A 19829-nucleotide genomic window follows, 5' to 3' on the forward strand; every position below is an offset into this window, starting at 1 on the left:
CCCGGTAACGACCCTCGGCGTGAATCTGCTCAAGAGCGGTGCTGAACGCGGCCTTGTAATCCATCGACTTGAATTCCGGCCGCGCGCTCGACCATCTCGCGCCGCAACCGGTCCCCTTAGCTTCGCCGGGCTTATCGCGCCCCAGGCTTCAATGCCCCGCGAGGACGCCACGGCCCTTGATCTGGGTCAATTGCGGGAAATCAAGGCGCGGCGCGGCGGTCCCCCTACCTTCGCCGCATGAGCTGGCTCCTTATCCTCTCGCTGGTCACGGCGCTTCCACCGGCGCCGCCGAGCGTCCAGGGCTTCATCAGCACCGAGGACCTGACGGTGCTGTGCGCCCCTCAGAACGACTCACCGGCCCTGTGCCTCGGCTACCTCGTGGGCGCGGTGGATCAATTGCTGGCCGGCCAGGCGCGGCGTCCCGCGACGCGGCGCACCATCTGTCCCCCAGCGAACCTCTCGGCCGAAGCCGTGCAGACGGCCCTGCTGCTGCGGCTGGGCCGTGATCGTGCAAACCGGCCGCAGGCCGCCGCCGACGCCATCCGCCAGGCGGTGGAGGCCGAGTACGCCTGTCCGCTGGGCGCGGGCGTCCGGCCAGGACGCTGAGGTGGAGCCCAGTCCCTCCCGCCCCTCTTGGCCAAGCTGGACGCTAGGAGTCCTCTATGGGCTGGCCCTGTTGGCCGGCGGATGGATACTCGGGCCTCTGCGGGTCATGGTCGTGGCCCCCCTGATTGGCCCGCTCGCCGCTGTCGGCCTTGAAGCGCCGCTCCTCACCGCGGTCATGGTCCTCACCGTCCGCTGGATGGAGAGACTGAACCTGATCGGCCGCCGGCCGGTGGGGCGTGCGGCCATCGGGCTGACCGGCGCCTGCGTCGTGCTGATGGGCGAGGTGGCCGGCGCGCTCCTGGCGCCCGATCACCGGGAAGCCTTGAGCCGGTTCTTCACCCCAGTGGGCCTCTTGGGTCTGGCCCTTGTCGGCGTCGCAGCCGTGATCCCTCTTGTCCTGCTCGCCTGGCCTTCGCCAGGTCGGCGGTTGCGCTAGGTCAAGGCGGGACCTCGGGACTGGGTCATGCTGACCTCACATCCCTGGAGCGCCCCATGAGCCTGCAAGACATTCTGCTTCATCTCGACACCTATCCGGAGCCGACCCCCGACGCCGCCATTGATGCGGCCGTGGGCCTGGCCGCCCGCCTGGGTGGGCAACTCACCGCGCTGGCGCTGCGCCTCTCGATCCCGGTGAGGAGCAACATCCTCGCCGAGCGCCTGATCGGCCTGACCGATCTCGCGCGCGAGGAGGAGGCCCGCAGCCTGGCCGCCTGCAATCACGTCCTGGAGCGCTTCAAGAGACGCGCGGAGGACACCGGCGTCTTCCGCGGCACGCTTCTCGAAACCGCCGGGTTGCCGGACTTCGCGCTTCATGTCGCCCGCAAGGCCCGGGCCCGCGACCTTTGCATTGTACCGATAAGCGCCGCCCTGGATGGCCAGAAGGAGGTGGCCGAGACCGTGATCTTCAACTCAGGCCGCCCGGTGCTGCTGATGCGCAGCGAGATTCCCGCCGCTCCCAAGCTCACCGATGGCGTGGCTGTGGTCGCATGGGACGGCGGGGTTCCCGCAGCCCGGGCCATGGCCGACGCGCTGCCGATCCTGCGAGGCATGCGTCGGGTGCGGGTTCTCACCATTCTCAATGAGAAGGCCTCGGCGGTCGGCGGCCTGGCGCAGGACGCGGCCCGTCACCTGCAGACGCACGGAATCGAGACGGCCATCGACTACGTCGAGACCGATGGACACGGGATCGGCGAGACCTTGGATGGATATCTCGGCGAGACGCGGCCAGACCTGCTGGTCATGGGCGCCTATGGCCACTCGCGGCTGCGGGAGATGGTCCTGGGCGGCGCGACCGAGCACATGCTTCGCCACGCTCAGGTCCCGGTCCTCCTGTCCCATTGATATCCGATAGTGAGCCCGTGTCGCACGCCGCCTTGGCCTGCACGCTGGGGCTCAGAGCCCAGGAAGAAGTCCATGCCTCCTCAGGATGTCAGCGACCGTCCACCCCTTCACCCGATCCGCGAGAGCGTCGGTTTCGTCATGGCGGCCCTGGGAGCGCTGGCCGCGGTGTTCTGGCCGGCCCATCGGCGCCGCCCGCCGGCCAGCCAGAGAGCCGTGCCGGTGGACGATCCGCCGGTGACCCTCAAGGCCAGAGTGGCGCCCTTCCCGATCGAGGACTGACGAAGAAGTCAGGTAGACTGGAACGTCTCCCAGCCGAGCCATAGCGCAATCAGCGCCAGGCCGACGGCGACACCCTGGTCGAGACGGCGCCGGAGGTTCGGCGTCTCCCACCGGGCCAAGCTCACGCTCCCGGCGGCCAGCACGATGGCGGTGTGGATCATGATGCTGACAACAACATGGATCGCGCCCAGGGCCAGGGCCTGGGTGGCAGGGTCACCGCGGGCCGGGTTGGTGAAGCCGGGCAACAGGGCGACGTAGAACACGGCGGCCTTGGGATTGAGCAGGTTGGCGATCAGGCCGCGGGCGAACAGACGCCCCCGGGCCGGCGGTTCCGCCTGGTGGCCCGGCCGAGGCGCGGGCCCACCGCGCCAGGCCTCGAAGGCGAGCCACAGGAGGAATCCGACACCCGCCCACTGCAGGAGCGCGTAGAGCCAGGCGACGCGCATGACGATCGCGCCAAGACCGGCCACGGCCGCCAGCATGTAGACGGTGAGCCCCAGGGTGACCCCCGCCACGGTCATTAGCCCGGCCGGTCGGCCCCATCTCGAGGCGACGATGGTCAGATACCCCATGTTGGGGCCTGGGGTCAGTTCGACGAGGGCCACCGCCAGGAGAAATCCTGGCAGCAGCTCTGGGTCGACTGGAAGCGGGATAATCGTTTCCTAGGTCTTGGTCCGGCGCGCGGCCACCACAAGACCCACCAGGGCGGCCGCGGCTGTGGCGATCGCAGCAGCGGTGGCGACTGGATGGCGCTTGGCTTCGTCCGCCGTGGCCTGGACGAGGCTGACCGAACGGTCGCGCGCCTCGTCAGCCAGGGCATGGGCGGCGCGGTTGAGCGCTTCCGACGCCTTGGCGATGGAGTCCTCGAGGTCTCCGCCGACGTCGCGGGCGGCGCGCTTCAATTCGTGCATGACGTCCTCAAGGGCCTCATCAACAGTGTTGGCGACGGTCTTGGTGATCGACTTGGACATGGGGGTTTCCTTCTGCTGCCCGTCTTCTTCGCCCGGCGGCGTGTTCATCGCTTTGCGATCGATCAAGTGGGGCGACGACGCTCCGGTTGACCATGGCGAACGGAACCGGCTCGCCCTATCCACCCGCCTCCGTAGATCTACTTAGGGGACGCTCCCGAATTTCGCCGCTCACCCGTGACGCGTAGCCATTGCGCATCAAACCGGAGACGATCGATGAGCGCCGTCCAAACCCAAATCCAAACCGCCCGCGCAGGCTACGCTGGACTGATGGCCCGCCCGCAAACGGAGGCCGCGGACCTGATGTGGCAAATGGGCGTGCGAATGGCCTTCGCCAAGGACGAGGAAATCTACGGCCAGGACGAGGACGCCGACTTGATCTACCGGGTCATCTCGGGCGCGGTTCGCACGTCACGGCTGCTGAGCGACGGGCGCCGCCAGATCGGCGACTTCTATGACGCCAATGACCTGTTCGGCATCGAGGCCGGCCCCACCCATCGCTACGCCGCCGAAGCGGTCGGCGACTGCGTCATTCTGGTGCTGAAGGCGTCCGCGCTGCGGGCGGCGGCGGGCGAGGAAGCCTTTCAAAACCTGCTCTGGGCCGCGACCAACCGGGAACTCGAACGGACCCAGGAGCACCTGCTCCTGCTCGGACGCAAGACCGCATGCGAGCGTGTGGCCAGCTTCCTGATGGGCCTGGCCGACCGGCGGCCCGCAGGAACGGTGAACCTGCCCATGGGTCGCCAGGATATGGCCGACTATCTCGGTCTGACCATCGAGACGGTCTCGCGGATGCTGACGCAGCTGCAGGGCGCCCTGGTGGTCGAATTCACCGGCGCCCGCGAGTTCCGTATCGCCAACCGTTGCGCCCTGGCGCGCATGGCCACCTGAGACGGGTCACGATCCGCTCGGCGAGCGGTTCGGCTCGGAGAGGCGGGCGATGGCCACGATCACGTTCCACTCGATGGCCGACAGCGCCTATCTCTGGACCGCCATGCAGGTGGCCGACGAGAAGGGGGTCGAGTACCGCCTCGAGCCTCTGGAGTTGGGGTCTGAGGCCCACCTGCTGCTGAACCCGTTTGGCAAGATGCCGGTGCTCCAGCATGACCAGGTGGTGCTCTACGAGACCCTGGCGATCGCGCACTATATCGACCGCGCCTTCCCCGGCCCTGACCTGCAACCGGCCGATCCCCTGGGCCAGGCGCATGTCCTGCGCTGGATCAGCATCGTCAACGCCTATGTATTCCCGGTTATGAACCGCTTCGTGAAGGAGCGGCTGGTGCGGCCGGCCTGGGGGTTCGACACCGACGCAGCCTTCCTCCAGTCAGCGCGCGCGGCGTTATTGGCGCAGATCCGCCAGATCGACGACGCTGTCGGTGACGATGGCTACCTGGTGGGCGATCAGCTGACCCTGGCGGACGCCTTCCTTCTGCCGCACCTGCTGTTCTTCGGTCGAACCCCGGAGGGCGCCGCCCTGCTGAAGGCCGCGCCCCGCGTCGCCGGGTGGCTGACCCGGATGACGGAGCGGCCCAGCTATGTCCAAAGCGACATGCGCCGCGCCTATGAGACCTTCCGACAACTGCCCGCCGCCACGCCTGTGCTCTGGACGGCGCAATAGCGCCAACCCAGCCCCGAACCGGGCCCTGGAAGGGCCTCGGATGGGTGGCGCCGCGCGTCCGCGATGGTGACGCCTGACTTCGGGACCGATCGCTGAGCCGCGTTCCATCCCAGCCTGGCGAAGGTCACGGCGCGGGGGTCGCCTCAGCGGCCTGGGGTGGCGTGACGTTGGGCGGCAGCGGACGCGGATTGCACGCGGAGAGCACGAGAGTCGCGAGGCTCAACAGAAGACAGCGGCCAAGGAGGGGCATTGGCGGGCTCCACAGGGGCGCCGAAGCGCGGTGTCGAGGGGCGGCCTAACGATCCAGGCCAGGGCGGACGCACCTCAGTGAGAGATCAGCAGCGCGCAGGGCGGCTCAGCCAGGAGGTCGTGGCTCACCCCGCCCAGCACGAGTTCCTGAAGCCGCGGGCGACCATAGACCCCCATGACCACGAGATCGGCCTTGAGGGCCGCGACATGGTCGCGAAGAATCTGGCCTGCCGAGGCGTCATGGCTGCGGTCGACGATGAGGTTGGCCTTGAGGCCGTGGTTCTCCAGGTGGCGCTGCAGCAGTCCGTCCGGCCCCCCCTCGCCACGCGGCGAGACGATCAGGACATGCACTTCCTTGGCCTGGCTCAACAGCGGCCAGGCGTCCCGCAACGCCCGGGCGGATTCCCGCGATCCCTTCCACGCGACGACAACCCGTTCGGCCAGGGCCGGCGGGGCGCCGCCTTCCGGGATCACCAGGACCGGCCCCCCGCTGCCGAGGGCCACGGCGGCGGCTGATATGTCATTCAGGCTCAAGCTGACCTTGGCGATCGGTGGGAACACCGTCAGGTCGAAGCGGCGCGCACAGGCGATCAATTCCTGGTCACGGCCATCGACCACCAGCCAGTCGGAGTTGGCGCCCGCTCGACGCGCCTCGGCCTCGAAGATCCCGCGGGCGGCCTCGGAGGCCTGCAGGCGAGCCGCCGCTTCCTCCTCGATCAGCGCCTGGAGCGCGTCAGGGGGCATATAGGCCAGCGACTCCGCCACCATGGCGTCCCGCAGGAACTCCGACTTCAGGAAGACGCCGGTCAGGCGGGCGTTCAGGCGCGCCGCAAGCGCAGCCGCGGCCGCGGCGCGAGGCTTGGATGACGGGTGTTCGTCAACGTGAACGAGAATGTCTTGGTAGGTCATGGGCTGTCCTCCGGTCATCGCATCCTGCGCCTGCCCGCGATGGCCGCCTTGACGCCGATCAAAGGGCCGGGTTCGACGCTGCGGCGCGACAGGCACGGACTTCGGGAAAGGACTGGAGCGGGCGATGGGATTCGAACCCACGACATTCAGCTTGGGAAGCTGTCAATTCCGGTATTCTCTCCGAACCTTAACGGCAAAACCGCCCTCAAAGTCATCACGTGAATTCAACGCGTTGGGTGCTGACTGCAAAACTCTCGCGGCCCCTAGAAATTTGCTTCCGGCCAGGGCCGAGAGTCCGCTGGGCGCCAGGAGCTTCCGTTAGCTCGGCGCCAGAAACTCGCCGTTCAGATGCCGACGCCGGCGGCTCCCAGCGAGCCTGTGGTTAGTAGATCGGTGGAGAGCGAGCTCCGCCGTCGACCGACATTCCGTCTGCGCCTGCTGCTCCCGTACCTGGGCGAGGAACCAAGTGGGACTTCGACCGCGTGCCAAAAGGCGTTCTGGTCGTGTCCCCGGCGCGCGGAGCAGATCGTCGACGGTAGCGGGCAGCTCGCGACGCGCGCTTTCCATAGCGGGGTACGACCTCACGCGGAGTAGGAGCACCGCCACTCCACATCGTCGTGCGAGCCCGGGACGGCCTGGCCGCTGGACCCCACCGGCTCCACCTCTCCGCTCGTGAGAAACGAAAGCCCGACTTCATCCGAGGCGGGCACCTTGGCCAAGAAGCGCTCGCCGGCTGGACTGCGGCCGACCACAACGCCAAACCGTGTCCGCCCGTCGCGTTCGTAGAGCACGGTGTAGGTCTCGATAGTCCCCGGCCCGACGTAGCTTTCGTTGAGCGGCGGGATAGCATCGCGAGCGACCTCCGCCTCGCGTTGGGAGTCGAAGTCGGCAAGCACGGCGCCCAGGGGAAAGGGCTGGCGGCCAATTACGATGGTGTGATTGTTGGTGGCGTAGCCTCCATTGGCGAACAGGAGGCCCTTGCGCCCACTCTCGCGCAGCTTCAGCACCATGCTGACGACCGCATGGCTCATGTAATTACCAATCGGGCCGCCGCCGAAGGTCAGGCCGCCAAACACTGTCGCAGGCTTCTCCACAGGCCAGCCGATCACGCGCCGCGCCATTTTAGGCACGCATGGAAAGCAGCTGTAGAGCTCGACGAAGTCGAGGTCGGCGGTGGTCACGCCATTCAGCTCCATGGCGCGGTTTAGCGAGACGGCCATGCTGACCGAGCGGTCGTAGCGGTCACGCCTCAGGTAGTCGCTTGGCTCATGGGCCGCCGCGCCCGCTCCGACATAGACCAACCGGCGCTCGGGCACGCCGGCCTCAAGCGCCGCGGCCAAGCTCGTCACGATAAAGCCCGCGCCCTGGTTGACCGACGAGTTGGCCACCATCAGCTTGTTGTAGGGAAAGGCGATCCGGCGGTTGTCGGCGGAGGGGGTGACGATGGCCTCGGGAGACATCGGCTTGCGAATCCAGGCGCCGGGGTTCTCGGCGGCGACCTGGCTGAACCGGGACCAGATCTCTCCGCTCTCGGTCTGCGCTTCGACCAACGTCTGCCCGTAGGCGGCGCGGCCGGCATTCTCGTAGAGCGGGTAGATGTCCACCGGCGCCGTCAGGCCATAGCGCTGCTGCAGAGAGCGAGGACCAGCGCGGCCGGTCGCCTGCCGCAGGGCGTTATGCGCGGAGGGATCATCTCCCGCCTTCAAGGCGGCGAGTTGGGCGGCTGTCCGCAACGCCTCGCCGCCCGCGACGGCAGCGACCTTGATCTCGCCCTCAGCGATCCGGCGGGCCGCCTCGTTGAGCATCAAGATGGGGGTGTCGCCGCCAGGGTAAGAGCTCTTGTAGCAGAGCCTCGGCATGATCCCGAGCTTGGCTGCAAGCGGGCCAGAAACGTCGCCGAGCTGGCGGAACGAGAGCTGATCGACGACGGCGAGCGATTCCAGGCGGGCGATCCAGCCACCCCCGCCGTCCCGGTCGGCCTCGCGCAAGGCGGCCTCCATCAGGCCGATGGGATCGAGCCCTTGGCGCGGGTCCTCGGGCCGGTCGTTGATTTGGCCCACCCCCACGATCACCGGGATGGCCGCGGCGTCGTCACTCATTTTCTTTCCTCAACTCTAACTGGAGCCTCAGCGGCGACGGCGGGGATCACGACGTTGCGCGCCCGTGGCCTGTTGATGGTGATGATCACCACCCGCTCGCGGCGCTCAAGCATCACGGCCCTCGGTCATGCGCTCGCCGCCTCAGCCGCGCCGGCTTCGGCGCAGGCCTTAGCAGCCGGGTAGTCGGGCTTACCGTTGCTGGAGCGCAGGGCCCGATCGGTGACGTTCACGTGGGTCAGCCGCGCTTTGAAAGGCGCCGACAGGGCGATGAGGTATTCCGGCCGGTTCCGCACATAGATGGCGATCTTGTCGCCGGGAGCGGACCCGCGAGCGATAAGCGCCCGGGCGAGGTTATTGGAGAAGCGTGTCGCGTCGCTCCAGGGGACCACCCGCTCGCCATGGATGAAGGCCGGCGCCGCGGCCGGCAGCACGGTCTCGATGGTGTCGAGTATGTCTCCGGAGTTCCAGCCCATGTTTCCCTCCTGGTTTTTGTTCTTGTGGTCGTCGGTCTCGACTAGCCGCTGCGGACGTCGCGGAAGGGAATATCTCGGTCTACTTCCGGCTCCTTGGGAAGGCCCAGCACGCGCTCGCCGATGATGTTGCGCTGGATCTGATCGGTACCGCCCCCGATCGACGTGAAGTAGGCGTTCAGCGTCAGGAAGTTGGCGTCCTCGGCCCTGGGGAAGTCCGGCCCCTCGAGCAGGCTGCCGGCGCCGAGGATCATGGTCCGTACGCGCGCCTCTTCGTGCAGAATGCGCGACATCGCCAGTTTGCCGAGGCTCATCAGCGCCGACGACGTGCCCTGCTTCATCTCGGCCTTCGCGCGAGCGGTATTGAGGGCATTCAGCTTCTTCAGGCCGATCACCTTCGAGATTTCCTGGCGGATCAGCGGATCGCTCAGGGCGCCGGCCTCCCGTGCCAGTGCAATCAGCGGCTCCTCATTCTTGCTCTCGGCCACGCCGCTCCTGGGCCCGCGCGCGCCTTCACCCATGACTGACCGCTCGTAGGCGAGCGCGGTCTGCAGCACGCCCCAGCCCTGGCCGAGCTCGCCCAGCAGGTTCTCCTCCGGGCAGATGGCGTCGGTGAGGAAGACCTCGTTGAACTGGCTCTCGTTAGTGATCTGCCTGAGCGGCCGGACCTCCACGCCGGGCTGCTTCATCGGCAGGAAGAAGAAGCTGATCCCTCGATGCTTCGGCACGTCCCAGTCGGTCCGGGCGATCAGCATTCCGTAGTCGGCCGTCGCCGCGTAGCTAGTCCAGACCTTCTGGCCATTGATGAGGAAGTGATCGATTTGCCGGTCTGCGCGGGTGCGGATGCCTGCCAGGTCCGAGCCTGCGCCCGGCTCGGAATAGAGCAGGCACATGCCGACTTCCCCGCGCAGGAGCGGCAGTAGTAGCCTCTCCTTCAACTCTTGGGTCCCGCCTGCGAGCAGGGTGTTTGCCCAAAGGTTGGTGCGGTCCTGGCCTGTACCCGTAGCCCCGGCTGCGGCGAACTCGCTCTCCACAATGCGGGCTTGAACGTCGCCCAGGCCGCGGCCCATCCATTCGGTCGGCCAGCGTGGAACGGCCCACCGGGCCTCGACGACTTTGGCGAACCAGGCCTTGCGCTCGGTCTCGCCCTGCAACAGGCCCGTCCACTGGTTTTCAAGGAAGGCGCGAACCTCCTCACGCAGGCCGTCGTCGGTGACGGGCGCGGCGGCGTCGTCAGCCATGGGCGGCCTCCAGTTCGCAGACGTAGCGCTCGCGGTGGAAGGCCGCGGCGCCGAACAATTGGGCGTCGGAACGCGCTCGTCGCAGGTAGAGATGAGCGGGGTGGTTCCACGTGAAGGCGATGCCGCCGTGCATCTGGATCGCGTCGGCGCAGATCTTCACGAAGGCGTCTGCGCAGGCGAAGGCGGCGAGCTCGACGGCGGCTTTGGCGTCCGAGGCGCTGGCGGCGAGCTGGGCGGCGGCATGGCGAGCGGCCGACGTGGCGCTCTCGGACTCCAGCAGGAGGTCGGCGGCCATGTGCTTAATGGCCTGATAGCTGCCGATGGCGCGGCCGAATTGGAGCCGGGTCTTGGCATAGTCGACCGTGAATTCAAGCACGCGGCGGCCTCCGCCGGCCTGCTCTCCGGCCAAGGCGACGCGGGCCAGGCTCAGAGCCTCCTCGACGGCGTCCCAGGCCGGGCGGCTTGTGGAGATGCGCCGAGCCGGAGCGCCGTCAAAGGCGACCTCTGCAATCCGTAGGGTATGGTCGAAGGTGGGCGCCGGAGTCACCGCCACACCGGCGGCGCGAGCCTCAACTTCGAAGATGGCGAGCCCATCTGCGGCGTTGGCGGCGACCAGCAACACGTCGGCGACGTGGGCGTGGGTGACGAAGCTGGCCCGGCCGTCGAGGCGACAGGCGTCGCCTTCGGCGCGCGCCCGCACCGCGACGGCCCCTGGCGTCCAGGTTCCGCGAGGGCCGGTTAGGGCGGCGGTGGCGATCAGCGAACCATCGGCGATAGCCGGCAGCAGCCGGAGGTTGGCGTCTTCGTCGTCGAGCGCCTGCAGAAGGCCGGCGGCGAGCACGCCGGAGGATAGGAGGGGGGAGCAAAGCAGAGCCGCGCCTGCCTCTTCGAACACCACCTCCACCTCGACCGGCCCAGCGCCCGCGCCGCCGTAGGCGGGGTCTATGATGAGACCCACCACGCCGAGGTCAGCCATCGCTTTCCAGAGGTCCGCATCGTAGCCGGACGGTGTCTCCATGGTCCGACGCACGTCGACTTCGGTGCTGCGGTCGGCCAGCAGGCGCGCCGTGGAGTGCTGGAACGCCAGGCGTTCTTCCGCCGCGAGGCTGTTCATGGCTCCTCCGAAGCTGCGCCCGGCGAATATCGGACGACAATCGTCAGAAAGACCTACCCTTCGTCCCGGCGCAAGGCTAAAGCTCGGAAATGACTGAGGTCGCCACCCTGACCGCCGCAAGAGGTCGACCGCGCGACCCGTCGCTTGAAGCGCGCGTGTTCGATGCGGCCATGGCTCTTTATGCCGAGGCCGGCTGGTCCGGGTTCAACTTCGATACAGTGGCGCGCCGGGCAGGGGTCGGAAAGGCGTCGCTCTACAGTCGTTGGCCAAACCGGGGCGAACTCCTGAGGCATACGTTCCAGGCCCGGTGGTTGACTGTGGCCACCATTGATACCGGGTGCATTCGCGGGGACCTGGAGGAGCTCGCCTGGATGATCGCTCGCACGCTCACGGGCCCCTACAGCGAGGCTCACCCGCGGATGAGCCTGGACGCCGCGCAGCATCCTGAGATGCTGGACTTCCTGCGTCCCTATTCGGAAGCCACGATACGACACGGCCGCGCCATCGTGCGGCGGGCCATTGCCCGTGGTGAGATCACGCCAGCTGTCAATCCCGGGCTGATGATGGACCTGGTCGTTGGCGCGGTGACCAACCACGTTCGAACCACACCTGAACGGCTGCGCGGGGCGATGGTGGCCAAGATGCAGGATTTTATCTCCGAACTCGTGGAGGCGGTTCTTCGCGGCGTCAGGGCCACAGAGACGACCGAGAACGACAAGAAGAGTGGAGGACTGAGCGCGTGAGCCAGGATAGGGCGCCCATCGTGGCGGAGGTGGACGCAGTCGTGGTCGGAGCCGGCTTTGGTGGGCTCTACATGGTCCACCGCCTGCGCAAGCTCGGGATGAGCATTCAGGGCTTCGATGCGGCGGGCGGTGTCGGCGGCACCTGGTACTGGAACCGCTATCCCGGCGCGCGCTGCGACATCCCGAGCCTCTTCTACTCCTACACATGGTCGCCGGAGGTGCAGCAGGCGTGGCGCTGGAGCGAGAAGTACGCCGCCCAGCCGGAAATCCTCGCCTATGCAGAGTTCGTCGCCGAGAAGTACGACCTCAAGCGCGCCTTCGCCTTCGAGAGCAAGGTGTCGTCGGCTGTCTGGGACGAGGTCGCCCGCCGTTGGACGGTGACGACGGACCGGGGCGACCGCGTCAACGCCCGCTTCTGCATCATGGCCACGGGGTGCCTGTCCGTGCCTCGAGCTCCAGACCTGCCGGGTCAGGACAGCTTCGAGGGGGAAACCTTCCACACCGGCCGGTGGCCCCACGAACCGGTGAGTTTCGAAGGCAGGCGCGTTGGTGTGATCGGCACGGGGTCGTCGGCGATCCAGTCGATCACAGAAATCGCGAAGACGGCCGGCCACGTCTTCGTCTTCCAGCGCACGCCGAACTTCAGCGTCCCGGCACGCAATGCGCCCCTACGGGACGAGGACTACTCCGCCTTCTGGGAGCAGTACCCCGCCTACCGGCAGATGGTGCTGGAGGGCACGGCTGGGATCGCGGGCGGCAGCCCCTTCCGAAGCCTCACCGCCGAGCAACAGCGCGCCAGGTTCGAGGAACTGTGGAACATCGGAGGAGCGGGCTATCTCGGCGCCCTGGCGGACCTGTTGACCAATCCCGTCGCCAACGACGCGGCCGCCGACTTCGTGCGCGAGAAGATACGCGAGATCGTCAAGGATCCGGAAGTGGCTGAGGCCCTGCTGCCGGACGACCATCCCATCGGCGCCAAGCGGATTTGCGTCGACACCGGCTACTACGACACCTTCAACCGCGACAACGTCACCCTCGTGAACCTTCGCAAGGAGCCCATCGAGGCGATCACGCCGGCCGGCGTGCGGACGCGCGACCAGGAGTATCCCGTTGAGGCCATTGTCTTCGGCACGGGCTTCGACGCCATGACCGGCGCGCTACTGAACCTGGACATACTCGGGCGGGGTGGCTTCACCCTGGCCGAGGCCTGGCGCGAAGGGCCGAGGACATACCTGGGTCTGCAGATCGCGGGCTTCCCAAACTTCTTCACGATAACCGGCCCGGGCAGCCCCTCGGTGCTCTCGAACATGATCAGCTCTTGCGAGCAGCACGTGGATTGGATCAGCGACTGCCTGGGCTGGCTGCAAGACAATGGCGTGGAGGTCATCGAGGCCGACCCGCAGGCCCAGGAGGACTGGGTCGAGAAGGTCAACGAGGCCGCCGACAAGACCCTCTTCCCGAGGGCCAACAGTTGGTACATCGGGGCCAACATTCCCGGGAAGCCGCGCGTGTTCATGCCCTATGTCGGCGGCCACTACCGCTCGATCTGCAACCAGGTCGCCGCCGAGAGTTACCGCGGCTTCCGCCTCTCCAAGTCAAGGGACAGCGCCACACAACGGGCGGCGCGCGCATGACAGGGTTCGCCCCCGCCAGCCTGATCGACGTCCGTCGGCCGCGACAAGATTCACCACTGCAGACAGGAACCTCGTAATGCCCCTGCACAGCCGCATCTGCGATATCTTGAGCATTCAGTACCCGATCGTTCTGGCGGGGATGGGTGGCGCTAGCGTTCCGCGGCTGGCGGCGGCCGTTTCCAACGCAGGAGGGCTGGGCGTCCTTGGAGCAGCAGCCTGCTCGCCCGAGGAGCTGCGCGAGTGGATCCGCGAAGTGAGATCTCTCACAGACAAGCCATTCGGAGTTGATACGCTTCTGCCAGCCTCGGTCAGGCGCGATCCCACCGACGCCGCAGGGGCTGGTAAGCCCTCAGCTTTGGAGCTGGTCAGCGACTACCAGGCCTTCGCTGACGAGTTCATGCGCCAGGAGGGTCTGACGAAAGTCGCCAGGCCCCGCCGCGAACCTAACGTAAACGATCAAGGCGGCCCGATGTTCTTCTCAAAGGAGTTCTTCGAGGAGCAGATGGAGGTGGTCGTCGAGGAGAAGGTGCCGGTCTACGCTGCAGGGCTCGGCAATCCGGGGCCTTGGATGGAGCGGATGCGTGAGAACGGGACCAAGGTCATGGCCGTCATCGGTTCGGTTAAGCACGCCCTTCAGGTTGCGGCCGCGGGTGTGGACGTGGTCGTTGCGCAGGGACATGACGGCGGCGGGCATAACTCGCCGATCGGAACGATGGCGCTGATCCCTCAGGTGGTGGACGCCATGGGCGGGCGTGTTCCGGTCCTGGGCGCCGGGGGCATCGCCGACGGACGTGGCGTTGCCGCCGCTATGATGCTGGGGGCCGAAGGCGCTTGGGTCGGGACCGCGTTCCTGGCCACCGACGAGGCCGGCATCCAACAGTTCCAGAAGGAAGTTCTGGTGGAGTCAGGGGACGCCGACACGGTGGTCTCGAGATCGGTCACCGGCAAGCCTGCTAGGCTGGTGCGCAACAAGTGGGCCCAAGCCTGGTTGGACGCGGATAAGCAGCCGCTCCCGATGCCGTTCCAGTCGATGATCGCAGGCCCGGTGCTGGCCGCGGCGAGCCACGACCAGCGAAAGGACATCGCGCCGGGCTTCGCTGGTCAGGGGTTGGGCCTGATCAAGGCGATCCGGCCGGCACGGGAAGTGCTGAACGATCTAGTGAGCGGCGCCGAGCAGGCGCTCGCAGGCGCTAAGCAGTTTACATGAAGCCCGAAGCAAACCGATGGATCATCGTCCTCGGGCCAGTTTGCTGAATGCACATACAATCGAGCCATTCGGGCGCGTTTGCTGTCGCACCTAAGACACGGTGCTGATCCAAGATCCAAGCTGAGGTGAAAGCCATGTGCTCTGGGTTTGGCGAGCAAGGGGGATAGAACAGATGTCAGCCGAGATCAGGCGGTTCGTGGCCGACGACGGCGTTGAACTACTCGCCGAAATGGTTGGCCGTCCGGAAATGGGCTCGGTGATCCTCGCCCATGGAGGGGGTCAGACCCGCCACTCCTGGCGTGCAACGGCCAGATCTCTGGCGCAGACGGGCTGGCGAGCCGTCGCGGTCGATCTACGAGGTCACGGCGACAGTGGATGGTCGGCCGACGGCGACTACCGGATCGAGCGTTTCGCACGCGATCTGATCGATGTTGCTCATGAACTAGGGGATCGTCCCTCGCTGATCGGAGCCTCGCTTGGCGGTTTGGCGGGGCTTTGCGCTGAAGCTGTCATCGCGCCAGGCACGTTCAACTCCCTCACCTTGGTCGACATAATTCCAAAAATGGACCCCGCCGGGGTGTCCAAGATCATGGGCTTCATGGGTGCGAACCTCGAGCACGGGTTCGCAAGCCTCGATGAAGCTTCGGAGTGCATCGCCAGCTACCTGCCGCACCGGCCGAAGCGGCAAGATCTTTCGGGTCTGGCGAAGAACCTGCGTTTGGGCGCCGATGGTCGCTATCGCTGGCATTGGGATCCGAGGTTCGTTACCGGTGGAAGAGCTCCCTCGCAGCTGATGTCCGACTTCGACGCGCGGTGCGAATCCATCGCCATCCCAGTCCACCTCGTCCGGGGCCGGATCAGCGAGCTGGTCGCGGAAGACGAAGCCCGCGCGTTTGTAGCGCGGATGCGTTACGGCCGCTTTTCCGACCTCGCAGGCGCAGGTCACATGGTAGCGGGGGACAACAATGATGCGTTTCTGGCGGCTGTGACCGGGTTCTTGGCCAACCTAGCTCAGGAGGCGGGCCATGACTGAGCAAAGCGGAGGCGATGCAGTCCCTTCTCTGGAGTGGTGCAATACCACCCTGTCGGTGGCCCCATTTCATACCTGGCTCGGTTTGGAGGCGGTGAGGGTTACGCGCACTGAGCTTCAGCTGCGAATGCCCTGGCGTCCCGAGATTGTCTCCAATCCAAGAATCGGATCGGCTCACGGTGGCGTTTTGGGCTCTCTCATAGATCTCACCGGCTTCTACGTGCTGCTCGTGAACCAGCACCGGGTCTCCGCGACAGCCAATCTCGTCGTTGACTATCACCGGCCAGCTACCGAAGGCCCGCTTCATGCCACCGCGCAACTGATCAAGGTCGGTCGCAGGCTTTCGACGGCCCAGACCGAGATTCGGAGCGCAGACGGCGAGCTGCTGGCGAGCGGTCGGGGCGCTTACCTCATGAGCGAATAGCGAGCCAAACGGATCTGTGTCGCTAGGTTGCGTCGTGTGCGTCGTTCCGCCTGCCGAACGCGTGCAAAATTGCTCATCTATCACGGGGTTGGCAGTCGCCCGGCCGCGTTCGGCGAGCGAGTGGCGCAGGCAGCGCGTAGTCGGGCGGACCCCCAAGTCAGACTTCGGATCGGCTCGTCCTGCCGCCAGCGTCATTGCCGGTCTCAACGATGTCGCGGTGTTACTTGAGCCGTCGGGCAGGGTCGTGGTCCCGCGTTTAGAACCCGCCGCCTCCGACCGTCCACGACGTGACCCCCATTTCTCATCCAGCCATAACGAGAGTCCTGGGTTAATCTGAGCCTTGCTCGGCGGGTGTTGCAAGAGGCCGGTGCGCGGAGCTGTCAGCGCAGCGTGCCGGCCGGCCGGCCGGACTTTTCGCAGAGGGCTCTGGCGGGCAATGCCAGCCCAAAGTTAGTCTAGAACCAGGCTTCTCCTGCCCTCACTGCCCCAATACAAGTTGCCCTTGGACCGACAGCACCGATCTTCGGGCTTTGGCAGTCCAAAGATAGCCGCCGGTTATGCCGACGGCAGCTAGGCGGTCGCGATAGCCCGCTCCGCCAGCCCCGTCCGCTATTTCGACTCATCGCCCGAGGCCAGCGCCGCGGCGGGCCTCGCTGCTGGAACGCCCGGGTCCAGCTAGACGCTGCCCGCCGGAACGTCCGGCCGTAGCCGGAAAGGTCCGGATCAGCGGTCCGCACAGGTCGCGTACAGCTGACGTGAAGACATCCCCCTGCGTCCGTTTGAGCCCTTATTGAGGAACCTGTTTGGCCCGCCGTCCCAGGGCACGATGCGCTTGGACCAACACTGAGCGTCAGGACAGCACTCTACTCCGTGTGGATTTCCAGGGTGTCGGGGGCCGGCGTACGGGGTGGCCTTAGGAGGAAGACGGCGGGAACGGTGACGCAGACCACAAGCGCCATCCACATGAAGATATTCACATAGCCGATCATTCCCGACTGGCGGGCGACCTCACTGTTGAGGAGCCACAGCCCGCTCTCCGTGCGGGGGTCCATCAGACTTGGCAGCAGATCCCTGAGCATCGGGCTGGACGGGTCGATGCGACTTGCGAGCTCGCTGTGGCCGGCCGCGTTGTTGCGCAACACCGCGGCCAGGACAATCGAGATTCCTACACTGGAGCCCAGGCTGCGGGCCATGGTGGCGACGATAGTGCCTTCGACCCGATGGCTCTGGTCAAGCGTCACGTAGGCGAGCTTGCTGAGAGGCGAGAAAAGGAGGCCGACCCCGAGGCCCTGTACGAATCCGCTGATTAGGATAGGGCTGGAGGTCATCTCTAGGTTGAAGCCGCCCATCATCCAGAGCCCGAGGACGCTAAGCGCAAGACCGCTGACGAGGCTGGTGCGGGGGCCAAACCGGGCCATGATGGTCGGCACGAGAAGGAAGGACACCAGGGAGCCCACGCCGCGGGGGATACTGGCGAGGCCGGCCTGGGTGGCCGAATAGCCGAGCAGGGTCTGCATGAAAGACGGCAGAAGCGCCGTGGTTGAGAACAGCAACACGCCGACGAGGAAGCTGAAGACCGTCGTGCCGATGAAGTTGCCGTCCTTGGCGAGGTCACGGTGGAAGAAGGGGTGCTCGGACGTGGCAGTCTGGACGATAAAGACCCAGAGGCCCGCCACGGCGATCGCCGCCTCGACCCAGATCTCCTTAGAATCGAACCAATCGCGGCCCGGCCCGCGGTCGAGCATCATCTGCAGCCCGACGACGAACGCGATCAACCCGCCGAAGCCGATGAAGTCGAACGGTCGCTCGCGTCCGCCAGTGTCGCGACCCATGAACCGGATGATGCCCAAGGTGGCCAGGATCCCGAACGGCAGATTGATGAAGAAGACCCACCGCCAGTCCAACTCCTCGGTGATCCAGCCCCCCAGGGTGGGACCGACGATTGGCCCCATGATCACCGCTGCACTCCACAGGCTCATCACCCGCGGGATCATCGTCATCGGAAAGATATCGAGCATCACCGCCTGCGAGAGCGGCATCAGTCCCGCGCCGGCCATGCCCTGTAGCACTCGGAAGCCGACCATCTGGGGCACGTTCTGGGCAAGGCCGCAGAGCATCGAGGCGATGGTGAAGCCGACGATCGAGTAGACAAGCATGCGCTTGCGCCCGATCTTTTGGGCAAGCCAGCCGGCCAGCGGCGTCATCACGGCGGTTGCAAGGATATAGGAAGTGAGCACCCAGGTGATCTCGTCCTGGGATGCCGAGAGGCTTCCCTGCATGTGCGACAGAGCGACGTTAGCGATGGTTGAATCCAGCGTGTACATCAGCGTCGCCAGCATCAGCCAACCGGTGATGGGGATGCGGTTCTTAACGTCCTGCGCCAGCGCCATCGGGCCCTCCCCGAATGGAAGCGGGCGCCGCCGTGGCGCGCCAGTCGGCCGCCGAGGCCGCGTACAGGGTGACGAGATCGGCGAGCCGCTCGGCCTGAGCCTCCGCCAGGTCACGACGGTTGCGGTCGAGTTGGCGGCGCGACTGCAACACCTCACTGGCAGTCCGCGCGCCCAAGCGTGCGGCGACAAGCGTGACGTCGGCCGACTCACCGCTCAGCGCCACCGCCCGTTTGAGCGCGTCCAGCCTTTGCTGGTCGGTCCGAAGCGCCGCCATGGCGTCGGAGACCTCGACGAACGCGCGTAGGACAGTGAGCCGATAGCGGGCGTGAGCCCCGCGGGCCTCAGCCTCCGCCTGGCGCGTCCGCGCTTTTCGCGCCCCGCCGTCGAACACCGGAGCCGTCACCCCGCTCAGCAGGGTCCAGCCGGCGGCGTCGGGTGAGATCAGGTCGGCGGGATCGAGGGCCGACAGCGCGCCGTTCGCGGAGAGCCGGATGTTCGGATACTGGTCGGCCAGGGCGACGCCGATCGCAGCGGTCGCCGCGTGCAGTTCGGCCTCGGCGGCCAGGATGTCCGGGCGGCGACGCACGAGATTTGACGGGAGGCTGACCGGCGTGACGGCCGGGACGGTGAATTGCGCGAGGTCGAAGTCCGGGGCTGTCCAGTCGGCGGGCGGCCGGCCGACCAGCAGGGCCAGCTGGTGGCGCGCTGCGTCGTGGCGGCGGCGGAGCGGCGGCAGGATCGCCTCATCCTCGGCGAGCTGAGCCTCGATCTGCACCACCGTGCTACGCGGGATGCCGCCGATGGCGAAGGCCTTGTGGGCCAGGTCCAGCAGGGTGCGGTCGTCGGCGACGATTGCCTCCAGGGCCGCGAGCTCGCCGCGCAGGCCTGCGATCCGCATCGCCTCCAGCGCGACGTTGGCGCTGAGCGCGAGGTAGGTGGCGTCAGCCTCGTGCACGGCCTGCTCCGCGCGCGCGGCGGCGGCCTCGACGCGGCGGCGGCCGCCCCCGAACAGGTCGAGGTCGTAGCTGACCCGGCCTCCCAGCGAGAACAGGTCGAACGTGCGGGCGCGGGAGAAGCCGACGGGCCCGGGCGCGTCTGCGGCGCTTTGGAATCCGAAGGCCGCCGGGTTGAACTTCTGGCGCTGGGCGTTGGCGTTGGCCTCCGCCTGCGGTCCACGCTCGCCGGTCGCTTCCTGCTGGGCGGCCTGGTAGCGCTCCAGCTTAGCGCGGGCCTCGGCGACGCTCGGACTGTCGGCGAGCGCCAGCCGCACCACCCCGTCCAGCGCCGGCGAGCCGAAGGCCTGCCACCAGGGTCCCGCCATACGCGCGTCCGGATCCAGGCGCACGCCGGGCGGCGGCTGTTCGCCGGCCATGGCGTAGCCGGGGGCCGTGCTGACCGGCGCCGGCGTCTGGAAATCCGGCCCGACTGTCGTGCAGGCCGCGAGCGCCAGGGCGGCGGCCGAAGCGGTAGCGAGGAAGAGGCGGGAGCGGGCGGCGGCCATGCCCAG

At 67.1% G+C, this 19829-nt stretch carries 21 protein-coding genes; 12 read left to right on the plus strand and 9 right to left on the minus strand.

Going from position 1 to position 19829, the window contains the following annotated elements; translation table 11 throughout:
• From Q8N10_RS12000 to Q8N10_RS12020, 5 genes are all read left to right on the plus strand, one after another.
• On the plus strand, positions 1 to 241 hold a 241-nt coding region (locus tag Q8N10_RS12000; protein WP_304780854.1), incomplete at its 5' end, for a hypothetical protein.
• Positions 238 to 606 carry a Rap1a/Tai family immunity protein gene (locus tag Q8N10_RS12005; protein ID WP_304780857.1) on the plus strand — a complete coding sequence of 123 codons (369 nt, stop codon included), beginning with the start codon at positions 238 to 240 and terminating at the stop codon, positions 604 to 606. The genes Q8N10_RS12000 and Q8N10_RS12005, both read left to right, overlap by 4 nt.
• Before the next feature lie 112 nt (positions 607 to 718).
• Complete coding sequence (locus Q8N10_RS12010; RefSeq protein WP_304780859.1) at positions 719 to 1042, plus strand: hypothetical protein; 324 nt, start codon at positions 719 to 721, stop codon at positions 1040 to 1042.
• A gap of 56 nt (positions 1043 to 1098) precedes the next feature.
• Positions 1099 to 1947, plus strand: a complete 849-nt coding sequence (locus Q8N10_RS12015) for a universal stress protein (RefSeq protein ID WP_304780862.1) — start codon at positions 1099 to 1101, stop codon at positions 1945 to 1947.
• A 72-nt stretch (positions 1948 to 2019) separates the two neighbouring features.
• Entirely contained in the window at positions 2020 to 2226 is a 207-nt protein-coding gene (locus Q8N10_RS12020; RefSeq protein ID WP_304780865.1) for a hypothetical protein, read from the plus strand.
• Between the two features lie 8 nt (positions 2227 to 2234).
• Here the strand turns inward: Q8N10_RS12020 and Q8N10_RS12025 are convergent, their stop codons facing one another.
• Together Q8N10_RS12025 and Q8N10_RS12030 are read right to left on the minus strand one after the other, a co-directional pair.
• Positions 2235 to 2831 (minus strand): LysE family translocator, encoded by a 597-nt coding sequence (locus Q8N10_RS12025; protein WP_304780867.1) that lies wholly within the window; start codon positions 2829 to 2831, stop codon positions 2235 to 2237.
• Between the two features lie 57 nt (positions 2832 to 2888).
• Positions 2889 to 3197 (minus strand): hypothetical protein, encoded by a 309-nt coding sequence (locus tag Q8N10_RS12030; protein WP_304780869.1) that lies wholly within the window; start codon positions 3195 to 3197, stop codon positions 2889 to 2891.
• Between the two features lie 213 nt (positions 3198 to 3410).
• On the opposite strand from Q8N10_RS12030, the gene Q8N10_RS12035 reads away from it, so the two are divergent.
• Positions 3411 to 4085, plus strand: coding sequence for a helix-turn-helix domain-containing protein (locus tag Q8N10_RS12035; RefSeq protein WP_304780873.1), 675 nt, complete (start codon positions 3411 to 3413; stop codon positions 4083 to 4085).
• A 49-nt stretch (positions 4086 to 4134) separates the two neighbouring features.
• Entirely contained in the window at positions 4135 to 4812 is a 678-nt protein-coding gene (locus Q8N10_RS12040) for a glutathione S-transferase family protein (protein ID WP_304780876.1), read from the plus strand.
• A gap of 324 nt (positions 4813 to 5136) precedes the next feature.
• Here Q8N10_RS12040 and Q8N10_RS12045 read toward each other — a convergent pair whose 3' ends face one another.
• The 5 genes from Q8N10_RS12045 to Q8N10_RS12065 all read right to left on the minus strand — a co-directional run bounded on the left by Q8N10_RS12045 (position 5137) and on the right by Q8N10_RS12065 (position 10894).
• A complete protein-coding gene (locus tag Q8N10_RS12045) occupies positions 5137 to 5970 on the minus strand; it encodes a universal stress protein (protein ID WP_304780879.1) in 834 nt (277 codons plus the stop codon).
• A 581-nt stretch (positions 5971 to 6551) separates the two neighbouring features.
• Positions 6552 to 8069: an acetyl-CoA acetyltransferase gene (locus Q8N10_RS12050; protein WP_304780882.1), complete on the minus strand. Its 1518-nt coding sequence runs from the start codon at positions 8067 to 8069 to the stop codon at positions 6552 to 6554.
• A 125-nt stretch (positions 8070 to 8194) separates the two neighbouring features.
• Positions 8195 to 8542, minus strand: coding sequence for an AMP-binding protein (locus tag Q8N10_RS12055; protein ID WP_304780885.1), 348 nt, complete (start codon positions 8540 to 8542; stop codon positions 8195 to 8197).
• Between the two features lie 41 nt (positions 8543 to 8583).
• A complete protein-coding gene (locus Q8N10_RS12060) occupies positions 8584 to 9780 on the minus strand; it encodes an acyl-CoA dehydrogenase family protein (RefSeq protein WP_304780888.1) in 1197 nt (398 codons plus the stop codon).
• Positions 9773 to 10894, minus strand: a complete 1122-nt coding sequence (locus tag Q8N10_RS12065; RefSeq protein ID WP_304780890.1) for an acyl-CoA dehydrogenase family protein — start codon at positions 10892 to 10894, stop codon at positions 9773 to 9775. The genes Q8N10_RS12060 and Q8N10_RS12065 overlap by 8 nt, the downstream gene beginning before the upstream one ends.
• Positions 10895 to 10983: 89 nt before the next feature.
• Between Q8N10_RS12065 and Q8N10_RS12070 the strand changes: the two genes are divergently transcribed.
• The 5 genes from Q8N10_RS12070 to Q8N10_RS12090 all read left to right on the plus strand — a co-directional run bounded on the left by Q8N10_RS12070 (position 10984) and on the right by Q8N10_RS12090 (position 15932).
• Complete coding sequence (locus Q8N10_RS12070) at positions 10984 to 11637, plus strand: TetR/AcrR family transcriptional regulator (RefSeq protein ID WP_304780893.1); 654 nt, start codon at positions 10984 to 10986, stop codon at positions 11635 to 11637.
• Positions 11634 to 13271: an NAD(P)/FAD-dependent oxidoreductase gene (locus Q8N10_RS12075; protein WP_304780896.1), complete on the plus strand. Its 1638-nt coding sequence runs from the start codon at positions 11634 to 11636 to the stop codon at positions 13269 to 13271. Before Q8N10_RS12070 ends, Q8N10_RS12075 begins: the two co-directional genes overlap by 4 nt.
• Before the next feature lie 76 nt (positions 13272 to 13347).
• On the plus strand, positions 13348 to 14478 hold the full coding sequence (locus Q8N10_RS12080) for a nitronate monooxygenase family protein (RefSeq protein ID WP_304780899.1): 1131 nt from the start codon (positions 13348 to 13350) through the stop codon (positions 14476 to 14478).
• A gap of 172 nt (positions 14479 to 14650) precedes the next feature.
• Positions 14651 to 15511 carry an alpha/beta fold hydrolase gene (locus tag Q8N10_RS12085; protein WP_304780902.1) on the plus strand — a complete coding sequence of 287 codons (861 nt, stop codon included), beginning with the start codon at positions 14651 to 14653 and terminating at the stop codon, positions 15509 to 15511.
• Complete coding sequence (locus Q8N10_RS12090) at positions 15504 to 15932, plus strand: PaaI family thioesterase (RefSeq protein WP_304780904.1); 429 nt, start codon at positions 15504 to 15506, stop codon at positions 15930 to 15932. Before Q8N10_RS12085 ends, Q8N10_RS12090 begins: the two co-directional genes overlap by 8 nt.
• Positions 15933 to 16795: 863 nt before the next feature.
• Here the strand turns inward: Q8N10_RS12090 and Q8N10_RS12095 are convergent.
• The gene (locus tag Q8N10_RS12095) at positions 16796 to 18322 is read right to left on the minus strand and encodes a DHA2 family efflux MFS transporter permease subunit (protein WP_304780907.1); all 1527 of its coding nucleotides are present in this window, start codon (positions 18320 to 18322) and stop codon (positions 16796 to 16798) included.
• Complete coding sequence (locus Q8N10_RS12100; protein ID WP_304780911.1) at positions 18300 to 19823, minus strand: efflux transporter outer membrane subunit; 1524 nt, start codon at positions 19821 to 19823, stop codon at positions 18300 to 18302. Before Q8N10_RS12100 ends, Q8N10_RS12095 begins: the two co-directional genes overlap by 23 nt.
• Positions 19824 to 19829: the final 6 nt, after the last annotated feature.

Origin of the sequence: Phenylobacterium sp., from assembly GCF_030693625.1 — a bacterium.
GTDB classification, from domain to species: Bacteria; Pseudomonadota; Alphaproteobacteria; order Caulobacterales; family Caulobacteraceae; genus Phenylobacterium; species Phenylobacterium ferrooxidans.